The sequence below is a fragment of the Sandaracinobacteroides hominis genome (assembly GCF_016464365.1).
GTDB classification, from domain to species: Bacteria; Pseudomonadota; Alphaproteobacteria; order Sphingomonadales; family Sphingomonadaceae; genus Sandaracinobacteroides; species Sandaracinobacteroides hominis.
The window spans coordinates 648089-659463 of sequence record NZ_JADCUC010000001.1; the positions used below are offsets into that span (position 1 = coordinate 648089).

12 protein-coding genes are annotated in these 11375 nt (G+C 65.7%); 5 read left to right on the forward strand and 7 right to left on the reverse strand.

Features of this window, described 5'->3' with window-relative positions; translation table 11 throughout:
- Window positions 1-47: 47 nt before the first annotated feature.
- Window positions 48-1232: an FAD-dependent oxidoreductase gene (locus IM784_RS03315; RefSeq protein ID WP_199553834.1), complete on the forward strand. Its 1185-nt coding sequence runs from the start codon at window positions 48-50 to the stop codon at window positions 1230-1232.
- On the opposite strand, the gene IM784_RS03320 is transcribed toward IM784_RS03315, so the two are convergent.
- The 7 genes from IM784_RS03320 to phaR all read right to left on the reverse strand — a co-directional run bounded on the left by IM784_RS03320 (window position 1229) and on the right by phaR (window position 7604).
- Entirely contained in the window at window positions 1229-2872 is a 1644-nt protein-coding gene (locus IM784_RS03320; RefSeq protein WP_199553835.1) for a long-chain-fatty-acid--CoA ligase, read from the reverse strand. The genes IM784_RS03315 and IM784_RS03320 overlap by 4 nt on opposite strands.
- A 12-nt stretch (window positions 2873-2884) precedes the next feature.
- The gene (locus IM784_RS03325) at window positions 2885-3430 is read right to left on the reverse strand and encodes a YceI family protein (RefSeq protein ID WP_199553836.1); all 546 of its coding nucleotides are present in this window, start codon (window positions 3428-3430) and stop codon (window positions 2885-2887) included.
- The gene (locus tag IM784_RS03330) at window positions 3427-4017 is read right to left on the reverse strand and encodes a cytochrome b (protein ID WP_199553837.1); all 591 of its coding nucleotides are present in this window, start codon (window positions 4015-4017) and stop codon (window positions 3427-3429) included. Before IM784_RS03330 ends, IM784_RS03325 begins: the two co-directional genes overlap by 4 nt.
- On the reverse strand, window positions 4014-4634 hold the full coding sequence (locus tag IM784_RS03335; protein ID WP_199553838.1) for a YceI family protein: 621 nt from the start codon (window positions 4632-4634) through the stop codon (window positions 4014-4016). Before IM784_RS03335 ends, IM784_RS03330 begins: the two co-directional genes overlap by 4 nt.
- Before the next feature lie 115 nt (window positions 4635-4749).
- The gene (locus IM784_RS03340; protein ID WP_199553839.1) at window positions 4750-5502 is read right to left on the reverse strand and encodes a SapC family protein; all 753 of its coding nucleotides are present in this window, start codon (window positions 5500-5502) and stop codon (window positions 4750-4752) included.
- Window positions 5503-5616: 114 nt separating this feature from the next.
- Window positions 5617-7011, reverse strand: a complete 1395-nt coding sequence (locus IM784_RS03345; RefSeq protein WP_199553840.1) for an FAD-binding oxidoreductase — start codon at window positions 7009-7011, stop codon at window positions 5617-5619.
- On the reverse strand, window positions 7011-7604 hold the full coding sequence (phaR, locus tag IM784_RS03350; RefSeq protein ID WP_199553841.1) for a polyhydroxyalkanoate synthesis repressor PhaR: 594 nt from the start codon (window positions 7602-7604) through the stop codon (window positions 7011-7013). The genes IM784_RS03345 and phaR overlap by 1 nt, the downstream gene beginning before the upstream one ends.
- Before the next feature lie 94 nt (window positions 7605-7698).
- Between phaR and IM784_RS03355 the strand changes: the two genes are divergently transcribed.
- The 4 genes from IM784_RS03355 (at window position 7699) to IM784_RS03370 (ending at window position 11365) form a co-directional block, all read left to right on the forward strand.
- Entirely contained in the window at window positions 7699-8793 is a 1095-nt protein-coding gene (locus IM784_RS03355; RefSeq protein WP_199553842.1) for an alpha/beta hydrolase, read from the forward strand.
- A gap of 10 nt (window positions 8794-8803) precedes the next feature.
- On the forward strand, window positions 8804-9976 hold the full coding sequence (locus tag IM784_RS03360) for an acetyl-CoA C-acetyltransferase (protein ID WP_199553843.1): 1173 nt from the start codon (window positions 8804-8806) through the stop codon (window positions 9974-9976).
- A gap of 11 nt (window positions 9977-9987) precedes the next feature.
- Window positions 9988-10602: a proline-rich nuclear receptor coactivator motif-containing protein gene (locus tag IM784_RS03365; protein ID WP_199553844.1), complete on the forward strand. Its 615-nt coding sequence runs from the start codon at window positions 9988-9990 to the stop codon at window positions 10600-10602.
- A 241-nt stretch (window positions 10603-10843) separates the two neighbouring features.
- Window positions 10844-11365: a GNAT family N-acetyltransferase gene (locus IM784_RS03370; RefSeq protein ID WP_199553845.1), complete on the forward strand. Its 522-nt coding sequence runs from the start codon at window positions 10844-10846 to the stop codon at window positions 11363-11365.
- Window positions 11366-11375: the final 10 nt, after the last annotated feature.

The following is an 11375-nucleotide window of genomic DNA, read 5'->3' on the forward strand; positions in this document are numbered from 1 at the left end:
GTGTTCGCGCTTGTCGTGGCGGGCGCAAGGGCGAAATTGAGAGGCAGATGAGCAAAGTGGTTCAAAGCAGGCTTGTGCAGAACAGAAGGGACGTGTTGGCCGGGATCGGCGCGATGGGGCTGGCGGGCTGCGCGCCGCGCGTGGCCGGGCAGGCCGTGCTGGCGCCGGGATTTGTGAAGCCGCCGCTGGTGCCGATCGACGTGCGGGCGGAGCGTATTGCGAAGATTACCGTCTGTCTGCGGCCGTTTCGCGCCGCCGGGCCACGGATCGAGGCGGAGACTGTGGCGGCCAAGCGGGTGGTGCACAATTATGGCCATGGCGGAAGCGGGTGGTCGCTTTCCTGGGGTTCCGCCGAGGTGGCGGCAGGATTGGCGCTGGAAGGCGGCGCGCGGGACATTGCCGTTATCGGATGTGGCGCGATCGGGCTGACCACGGCACTGACGCTGCAACGTGCCGGCGCGCGCGTGACGATCTATGCAAAGGAGCGGGCGCCGGAGACTCGGTCTGCGCGGGCGACCGGCACATGGTCGCCGGATTCGCGGGTGGCGGATCGGGCAAGGGTCTCGGCGGATTTTCCCGACCGGTGGGAGCGGATGGCGCGAGCCTCCTGGGCGACGCATCTGGGCTATGTGGGGACTGCGGGAAACCCGGTTTTCTGGAGCGATTTCTATATCTTGCGTGACAAGGAAGAGCAGCAGCAGGCCTATGCGCCGCCGGCAAATGCGATCGACTTTGCGCACTATGGCGGGCGGCTGCGGGATCTGGCGCCGCGTTCCCGACCCTTGACCCGGGCGGAGCACCCGTTTCCGGTGGCGGAGGCGCGGTTGATGCCGTCGCTGACCTTCAACGTCGCCGAGCTTTCACACCGGCTGATGGCGGATTTCCTGCTGGAAGGCGGGCGGATCGAACAGATGATTTTCGAAACGCCGGCAGATCTGGCGCGGCTGAAGCAGCCGGTGGTCGTGAACTGCACGGGCTATGGCGCGCGGGCGTTGTGGAAGGACGAGACGATCACGCCGGTGCGCGGACAGATCGCCTGGCTGCCGCCACAGCGGGGGGTGGACTATTCGCTCTATTATCGCGGCGTGAGCCTGCTGCCGCGGCCGGACGGAATCGTGGTGCAGGCGGTGGGGCCGAGCGAGATGTTCGGATATGGCGATGCAAGCGAGGTGGCGGACCGGGCCGAGGCTGAAGCGGCGCTGGCGGCGGTTGCGCCCCTGTTCACGTCCTAAGCCGCTTTTGCCCTCTCCTCTTCCTCCAGTTCCTTGCGGCTGAGCTTGCCGATCATGGTCTTGGGGAGGGTGTCGCGGACTTCGACGGCGACGGCGCGTTCGTGCTTGCCGACATGGCCGTTCAGCCATTTGCAGAGGGTTTCGCCGGTTTCGGTTGCGCCTTCGTTCAGCGTCACGAAGGCCTTGGGTCGTTCGCCGAGATACGGGTCGGGGATGCCGATGACGATTGCCTCCTTCACCGCGGGGTTGGTGTAGAGGATGTCTTCCAACTGGCTGGGGAAGACCTTGAAGCCGCCGACGATGATCATGTCCTTCAGGCGATCGACGATGAAGAGATAGCCGTCTTCGTCGCGCTCGGCGACGTCGCCGGTGCGCAGGAAGCCGTCCTGGAAGACGCCTGTGTTGTCCCGCTTCCAGTAGCCGAGCATCATCTGGGGGCCTCGAAAGGCGAGCTCGCCCGAGGTGCCAGGGGCGGCCAGTCTTGTCGGGTCGTCCTTGTCCAGCAGTCGGATCTCGGTGCCCGGGACCGGTTGGCCGATGGAGCCTTTCTTGCCGCCCGTGCTGTAGGGGTTGGCGCTGACCACGCCGGAGCTTTCGGTGAGGCCATAGCCTTCGACCAGTTCCGCATGCGACCTGGCGATGAACGCCTCTTTCAACGGCTCCGGCAGCGGTGCACCGCCTGAAATGCACATGCGGATGCTGGTGAGGTCGTGGCGGGCGATGTCCGGGCTGTCGAGCAGGGCGCGGTACATGGTGGGAACGCCGGGGAGCGCTGTGATCTTCGTGCGCTCGATGGCGGCAAGGGCCGCCTTCACCTCGAACTTCGGGAGCATGACCATCAGCCCGCCGCGCAGGATGGTGCGGTTCATGATGCAGGTGTGGGCGAAGATGTGGAACAGCGGGAGCGCCGCCAGAATGCGGTCCGGCGCATCCGGATCATCGTCTATGCTGTTCACCTGCTGGGCGTTTATCGACAGATTGGCATGGGTGAGCATGGCGCCCTTTGGCGCGCCGGTTGTGCCGCCGGTATATTGCAGCAACGCGACTTCGGAGGTGGGCGGCGCCTCCGCCGGGCGCGGCAGTTCGCCATGGGTGTAGAGGCTGGCGAAGGGGATGTGGCGCGCATCTGGCGTGAAGGGGGTGCGCTCCTTGCCCTTGAACAGGCGGTAGAGGATGGATTTCACCGGCGGCAGAACTTCCGCGACGCTGCCGATGAGGAGACCCTTCAGCCGACTGTTGGCCAGCACCTTCTCTATCGTGGGGAGAAGCGCGGTTGCATCCAGCGTCACCATGAAATCGGCTTCGCTGTCCTCCACCTGATGGCGCAGTTCCTCGGCGGTGTAGAGCGGCGAGAAGTTGGCGAGGCGGGCGCCGGTGAGCCAGGTGGCATAGGCGGCGATCACATAGTGCGGGCAGTTGGGCAGATAGAGACCGACGGTGCAGCCCGGGCCGATGCCAAGCGCACGCATGCCGGCTGCTGCCCTGCGGACGAGCGCCGCCGTTTCCGCGTAGCTTGTTACCTGCCCCATGAAGTCCATCAGCGGCGCGTCCGGCACGCGTTCGGCGGTGCGAAACAGCAGGTCTGGCATCCAGCAGGGCTGGAATATCGTGTCGAACGGTACCGGGTGATCGTAGGGCATCGGAAAGCGGAACTACTTCTGGCGGGTGGCTGTGATCCGCACCTTAACAGGAACCTTGAAGCCGACCCAAGTGCCGGACGCGTCGCTGTCGTTTCCGATCTTGAAGCTGCGGCGATCGAGCACGGCCTGGCCCTGCATGGTTGCCGTGTCGCCCTTGATGGCGAGCGTGAAGGGCAAGGCCACGGGAACCGCCAGCCCGCGCATGGTGAGCGTGCCCCTGGCGAGATACTGGCCGCGCTTTACCTGCGTGATCGAGCTGCTGGTGAAGCGGGCAGTGGGGCTCTTCTTCACATCGAACCAGTCTGCCGTGGGGAGGCTGGCATTCACCGTCTTGTCTGGCGTGGTGGCGGCGGCGAGGTCTATCACCGCATCGACCTTCGCCTCGGTCAGCTTCGCCGGATCGAAACGGATGCTGGCGCTGAACTTCGGGAAGCGGCCATCGAGTGCCTGCCCGTTCCATTCCGGGGCGAATGAAAGGCTGGATTGCGCAGGGACCAGGTTCCACTGGCTGGCGGCCGCAGGCGTTGCCAGCAGCATAAGGGCGAGCGCACGGATCATCCCTGCCCCTTCCGGATCAGCGGCAGCATGCGGGCGAGCACATCGTCGCGATCCCAGAAATGATGCTTCAGAGCTGCGGCGACATGGAGCACCACAAGCGCGGCTGCCGAGAAGGCGAGGATTTCATGCGCCTCGCTGGCGGCATCCGCGCCCTGCTTGCCGGGCGTGATCGGCAGGTGCGGCCATTCGAACAGGCCGAACCACATCGTCGGGAAGCCGAGCGGGCTGGCCGAGACCATCGCCCAGCCGGAGAGAGGGATCAGGATCATCAGGGCATAGAAGGTCCCGTGCGTTACCCTGGAAAGCAGCCGCTCGATGCGGGTCATGTGGGCCGGCAGCGGCGGCGGTGGCGAGACGAGGCGGACCGCAAGGCGCAGCAGGGTGAGGGTGAGCACGGTGAGGCCGATGCTCTTGTGCAGTTGCACCACTGTGAAGCCGAGCCGGCGTGTGCCGGCATCGGGCGAGTTGAACAGATCGTCGAGCAGCAGGCCGCCGAGGAAATTGCCAATGAGGAGGAGCGCGATCAGCCAGTGAAGGGTGATCGCGATCCGGCTGTAGCTGCTGCGCTGGACGTCCGTCTGGCTCATTTCTTGCGGAACTCGGCTTCGATCAGCAGCTTGATTTCATCGCCCAGCGGCCCCTGCAGCGCTGTCATCCCGAAATCGGAGCGCTTGAAGGTGCCAACGGCGGAGAAGCCGAGCACCGGCACCTTGAGCATCGGGTGCACCATTGCCCCGTTCAGCGTCACGTCGAGCGTGACCGGCTTGGTGACGCCGAGGAAGGTGAGATTGCCGGTGAGCTTGCCGGTCTTGGCGCCGGTGGCCTTGAGGCCGGTCGACTGGAAGGTGATGGTCGGATACTGGCCCGCCTGCAGGAACTTGTCGGCGATGACCTTGTCGAAATCCTCCTTCTCGGGGAAGGGGAAGTCGGTCTTTACCGACTTCGGATCGATGGTAACGGTGACGGACGATTTCGTCACGTCCTTGGGATCGAGGTTGATCGTTGCATCGATGCTGGTGAAGCGGGCGGTATAATCCGACAGGCCGAGGTGGCGGATCTTCCAGTTGAGGCTGACGTGGGTCTTGTCCACGACATATTCGCCGGCGGGCACGTCCAATGGAGCTGCCTGTGCAAGGACCGGGGTGGCAAAGGCGAACGCCGCTGCCGCCAGGATGATCGCCGAAGTTGTTCGAATTGCCCGCATTTGCCCGCTCCTTCGAGATTAACGAATCTGTCAAACGGACAATATGCGGCGCCCGCCCGCGCTACAAGCACGGACGGGCGACAAAAGCTCTGCAGGTGCGAAAGCGGGAAGAGGCTTACGCCGCCTTCTGCTCGGGCACCATCATGCCATAGAGGACGCGCATCTGCGACAGCGAGAAGAGGTGCGCGTAGACCAGCCCGAGCATGCCGTTCTGCACCATCTTGCGGGCCTGATCGCCGCGCAGGTTCTGCAGCTTCTGCTCGTCGATCATCTTGAAGCCGGCGAAGGTGGCGGGCTGCTCCATGCCGGGGTTCTGGATCTGGGCCTGACCGTCCATCAGCAGGTTGAGCTTGGTCAGCTCTTCCATGAAGCTCTTGGTGCGGGCGACGGCCTGTTCGAACTGTTCGCAGAAGGCGAGGATGTTCCTGGTGGTTTCGGTCGGCTGCTTTTCCGCGTCGAACATCTTGTTGTCGGAGTCGGCCGAGAGGATGCCGGACTTGTCGTCGAACACCAGGCTCAGCACCTGCGCGTCGGGCGTCAGGCGGGCCAGCATGAAGGGGTAGCGGCGGACATAGGCGGGGACATAGGCATCGCCCACCCAGTTGCCGTTGGCGTCCATGAACAGGTTTTCGCCTTCCTTCAGGCCAACCAGGGCGAGTGGCACGCCTTCGGCGCCATCGGAAAACACGATCGGATAGTGGCGCTGGGCCATCACGAACTCGTCTACCGTGATGGGAATTGCGTGGGTGGCGCGGGCGAACTCGACGTTCTGGCGCTCGACGAGGCCATCGCTGGCGTGCAGATCCGAAGTGAGCGGGATCAGGTTCTGGTAGAAGAGCGGAAGTTGAACGGGGGGTTGGCTTGCCATCTGGGTTCCCTGAAATCCTGGAAGTGCGCGGGCGGGCCAGCGCGTGGTAGACGGGGCGGCTCTAGCGCGAGCGGCAAGCCGGCGCAAGCAAGCGGCATCCCCGATGACGGGATATCAGGCGAAGAGCTTGCCGGGGTTCATGATTCCGAGCGGATCGAGCGCCGACTTGATGGCGCGCATGGCCGCGAGCTTGCCGGGATTGCCCAGGCGCCCGAGTTCGGCTGCCTTCAACGTGCCGATTCCATGCTCGGCAGAGATGGAGCCGCGATAGCGCATGAGGAGATCGTGGAGGCTGATCCGCGCCGCCTCCCCTTCCGTCGCCAGCCAGCCTTCAGGTGCGTCGACCGGAACCCGGATGTTCCAGTGCAGATTGCCGTCGCCCAGATGGCCGAAGACAAACGGACGGGCGCCGGGGTATTTCTGCTGCAGCAGGGCCAGAGCTTCGGCGTGAAAGGCCGGGAGATCTGCGACGGCTATGGAAATATCGTTCTTGATTGTCTTGCCCTGGCGCTTTTCCGCTTCGGGGATGGTTTCGCGGATCGACCAGAAAGCTTCGCCCTGCGTTTCGGACTGGGCGATGGTTGCATCCTGCACCTCGCCCGCCTCGATGGCGGCGGCGAGCACGGATTCGAGGACGGAAGCCTTTGCGCCGAGTTCGATCAGGACGTGGTAATCGTGCGCGCCGGCAAGCGGAGGGCGGATGTTGGGGGCGTGATCGAAGGTCAGCTCCACCGCGGCGCCCGCCATCAGCTCGAAGCTTTCGACCACCTCGCCGGCGGCGGCGCGCAGACGCTTCAGCAGGGCGAGGGCCTCCTTTGGCGAGGCAAGGCCTGCCCAGCCGATGCTGCGGTGCGCGAGAGCAGGCGAGAGCTTCAGGGCGACGCGGGTGACGACGCCAAGCGTGCCTTCGGCGCCGATCAGCAGCTGCTTGATGTCATAGCCCGTGTTGTCCTTGCGGAGCGCGGTGAGCTGATCGAGGATGCTGCCGTCTGGCAGGACGGCCTCGAGACCGAGGACGAGGCTGCGCATGTTGCCGTGGCGGAGCACCTGCACGCCGCCGGCATTTGTCGAGACGAGGCCGCCGACCGTGGCGCTGCCGCGGGCGCCGAGCGACAGCGGGAAGCGGCAGCCTGCGGCTTCGGCCGCGGTATGGACGTTGGCGAGGATCGCGCCCGCTTCGGCGACCATCGACAGGCCAGCCGGGTCTGCCGGCGAGATTGCGTCCATCCGCCGAAGCGACAGCACGGCGACAGGCCCCGACGGGTCCGGCTCCGGAACGCTGCCGCCGACGAGGCCGGTATTGCCGCCCTGCGGCACCAGCCCGACCCTGTTGGCAGCGGCCCAGCGGACGATTTCCACCACGTCCGACGTGTTGCGGGGCAGCAGCAGCATTTCTGCCCTGCCCTGCTTTGCCCCGCGCCAGTCGGTCAGGTGGGAAGCGAGATCCTCTGGCGCCGTGCGGACGATGTCCGCCGGAAGACCCGAGAGCCGCTTTTCGAGCGCGCCCATCAGTTGGCCAGCTTGTCGATCTTTGCCTGGAGGGCCTGAAGTTCCGCCTTGAGGGCCTTCACGTCGTCGCCGCCTTCGGGCCGGGTTTCTTGCTTCAGATCTGGCTGCGGGATTCCGGTGCCCCACATGTCGGCGGCGGCCTTCATCATCGCCATGTTCTGGCGGGCAAGCGCTTCGAACGGATTCGAGCCGCCGGCCATCATCCCCATCATCGTGCTGCGCACCTGTTCCTGGTTGCGGCGGAAAGCCTCCATCGAGGCTTCGAGATAATGCGGCACCATCGCCTGCATCTGGTCGCCGTACATGGAGATCAGCTGGCGCAGGAAGCTGACCGGCAGCAGCGTGGTGCCGCGGTTCTCTTCCTCGACGATGATCTGGGTGAGCACGCTGTGGGTGATATCGTCACCCGACTTGGCATCCACCACCTTGAACTCGCGGCCGGCGCGGGTCATCACCGAGAGATGGTCCAGCGTGATGTAGCTGCTGCTCTCGGTGTCGTAGAGGCGGCGATTCGCGTATTTCTTGATGATGACCGGGGCGGCTTCGCCTCCGGCCTGCTGCGTCCCCTGTTGTGGTTGTTGCTTGCTTGGCATCTAGATCCGTTCCGGACTGGAGTGCTGGAAAGACTTTGCTGCGCATGGCTTAGCATGTGCAACATTGTGCCGCAAATCTCTGGTGCTGCGCAGCATGGCTGATCGTCGCGCAAAGGGTCGGGGTCCGCATCCGCTGCCCCTGTTCCTGTCGCTCGCAACGCGGGTGGCGGGGAATGAGCCGGATCGGCTGCAGGCGTTTCTGGAGGGGTTGAAGCGCTATCAGACGGCGCCTCCGGCCATGCCGATGCCGGCGCTGGACGAGATTGGGCGAATTGGGGGCGTGCGGCTGCTGCGGGTGGGGGGCGCGGGCAAGCCGCTGGTGATCGTGCCTTCGCTGATCAATGCGCCGGCGGTTCTGGATCTGGCGCCCGGCCGGTCGCTGGTGCGGTTCCTGGCCGGGCAAGGGCATGCGGTTTTCCTGCTGGACTGGGGGCCGATGGCGGCGAGCGAGCGTCGGCTCGGGCTTGCGGGGCTGGTGTCGGCGCGGCTGCTGCCGCTGCTGAGGCGATTCGATGCGCCGGTTCGACTGATGGGCTATTGTCTTGGCGGCACGCTGGCGATTGCCGCCGGGCAACTGCTGGGAGAGAGGCTGGAGCGGTTGGCGCTGCTGGCTGCCCCCTGGCACTATGGCGGCTTTGGCGAGGACGCGCGGGAGCGGGCGCAGGAAATCTGGAGGGCGATCGAGCCGGTGGGCCAATCGCTGGGCGCCGTCCCGGTCTCTTTGCTGAATCCGATGTTCTGGGCGCTGGACGAGGAAGCCGTTGTCCGCAAGTTCGAGGCGCTGTCGCGCCGGCCCGAGGGTGACCCGCATCTGGGCTGGTTCGCCTCTGTGGAGGATTGGGCGAACAGTGGCGCACCGCTGACCATGCCGGCGGCCAGAGACTTGTTCGTGAAGGCATTCGGCAGGGATCTGATGGGGGCTGGACGCTGGGTGGTCAGAGGCGAGCGGATTTCGCCCGACGCGATCCGGGCGCCGGTGCTGGATATCGGTGCGCTGCGGGACCGCATTGTACCGCCCGAAGCCCGCATCCGGACCGCGGGCACGGACCGGCGGGATGTCGATTCCGGGCATGTCGGGATGGTGGTTGGAAACGGCGCACAGGCAAGCCTGTGGGAGCCGCTTTCCCTGTGGTTGCACGGCTTTCAAACTGACACCGCCGGGCGTAGAGGGGCGGCGAAGCGAGCTTGAAGGAACAGCCATGACCGATGTTGTGATCGCATCTGCCCGTCGTACCCCCGTTGGAAGCTTTCTGGGCAGTTTTGCGGGGACGCCCGCGCATGAACTGGGGCGCGTGGCGCTGCTGGCGGCGATGGCGGATGCAGGCGTGGAGGGCAGCGATGTCGATGAAGTGATCCTGGGGCAGGTATTGACTGCGGGACAGGGGCAGAACCCGGCGCGGCAGGCTGCGATTGCGGCGGGGATAGCGCAGGATGCACCGGCCTGGGGCGTGAACCAGGTTTGCGGTTCGGGTTTGCGGGCGGTGGCGCTGGCGGCACAGGCGATCCGCAACGGCGATGCCTCGGTGATGCTGGCTGGAGGTCAGGAAAACATGTCGCTTTCGATGCATGCGCAGGCTTTGCGCGCCGGGCAGAAGATGGGGGCGCTGGAACTGGTCGACACCATGATCAAGGACGGCCTGTGGGATGCCTTCAACGGCTATCACATGGGTGTCACGGCAGAAAATGTCGCCGAGCGTTACCAGATCGGGCGCGAAGCGCAGGATGCGTTTGCCGTCGGTTCCCAGAACAAGGCCGAAGAAGCGAAGAAGGCGGGGCGATTCGTCGACGAAATCGCGCCGGTGACGCTGAAGACCCGCAAGGGCGATGTGGTGGTCGATACCGACGAATATATCCGGGACGGTGCGACGGTGGAGGCGATGTCCGGGCTGAAGCCCGCCTTCAAGAAGGACGGCACGGTGACGGCCGCCAATGCGTCCGGGCTGAACGATGGCGCTGCGGCGCTGGTGCTGATGTCGGCCGGGGAAGCCGCCCGGCGGGGCGCGACGGTGCTGGCGCATGTGAAGAGCTGGGCCTCTGTAGGGGTGGACCCGGCGGTTATGGGGATCGGGCCTGTTCCGGCGTCGAAGAAGGCCCTGGAAAAGGCCGGATGGTCTGTGGGCGATCTGGACCTGGTGGAAGCGAACGAGGCCTTTGCGGCACAGGCGCTGGCCGTGGGGCAGGAGCTGGGGCTGGATCCGGCCAGGCTGAACGTGAATGGCGGCGCTATCGCCATCGGCCATCCGATCGGCGCTTCGGGCGCGCGGGTGCTGGTGACGTTGCTGCACGAAATGCGGCGCCGCGATGCGCGCAAGGGCCTGGCGACGCTGTGCATCGGCGGCGGAATGGGCATTGCCCTTACCGTTGAGCGTTGATGCGTAGTCAGATGGCTTCCGGGGAGGCAGTGGCGGACGGCGCGGTGGATGTTGCCGAAGCGCGCACGATGCGGCCGCAGCGCCCCGGAGAGGGCGAGACGATCCTGTGGCAGGGGCGGCCGGCGATGCTGGTGCGCAAACTGTGGGAGCTGGTCGGGTTCCTGCTGCTGCTTGGGCTGTTGAGCTGGCTGGCGCTGGCTCTGATCGAACCGCATTTCGCGGGGTCTTCCTTTGCCGGTTCTCCCAATGCATCCGCCCTGCCGCTGGTGCTGGCGATGGTGGCGGGGATGGTGCTGATCATTGCCCTTCCCGTCTGGCTCAGGTCCAACGGCCGCGCGCGGGCGCGATATATGCTGACCAATCGTCGCGCGCTGGTGTGGATCGGCGACAGGATCGCCGGCGAAGCGCTGCTGTTCGGTGCTGAAATGCAGGCCGATGCCACCGAGGTTCGCTTCGAGACCCCCGGGCTTTGGCTCAGCTGGCGGCTGAAGGACGAAGGCGCGGACATGCTCCGCTTTGAGCAGATCGGCGAGGCGCTGGCGGTGGCGGCGCTTGCCGAGGAGCATGGCGCGCGCTGGGTGAACCGGCCCGCCGAGGATCAGGATGACGCGAACGCCCCTGCCTGAGGCCGGCGCACGGGGCTTTCAATTTGGCCATGGCGTTGCTATACGCCGCGCCACCATGCGGAAACTTGCGCTGAAACGACAGATTCGACGCGGCTGACCGCCGTGCGCCCCGGCCCTGCAACAGGGTGTGTTGGGGCAGGCACGGCGGGCGGGTGGCTGGCGGCCATCCGGTCCTCGCCAGTGGCGAGGAACTTCATTGAGGTTTCCTTTCCTCGACACTTTTCCGAAACAAGTATGCTGCATGGACCTGCCCGTGGATTTTCTCTCGCACTCTGAAACGGCCCCCGACGCGGTGGGCAATTTGCTGGACCTCTGCTTTGGCCCTGCCAGACAGAAGCGGACGGCCTCGATCCTGCGCAAGGGCGCCGAACGCATCGAGGATGCGAGCTTTGTGGCGATGGACGGCGTGAATCTGATCGGCAGCGTGGAGACATGGCTGCTGGACCTGCAGCACGCATCTGGCCGGCGGCCGATCGCGCTACTGGGGCCGCTGGTGAGCCATCCGGAGCGGCGCGGCGAGCGGATCGGCATGCGACTGATGGACCTGGCGCTGGCCGAGCTCGACAAGCTGAAGCTTCCCGTCTTGCTGATCGGCGACGAGCCCTATTACGGGCGCTGGGGCTTTTCCGCGACGCACACCGGCAAGTGGCAGCTGCCCGGGCCGGTGGATCGGCATCGGCTGCTGCTGAGGGCGCGCGATGCGCAGCGGCTGGGCGGCCATGCCTCGCTCGCCTCTCCTGTCACAACCGAGCGGGCGGCCTGAACGACAGCTT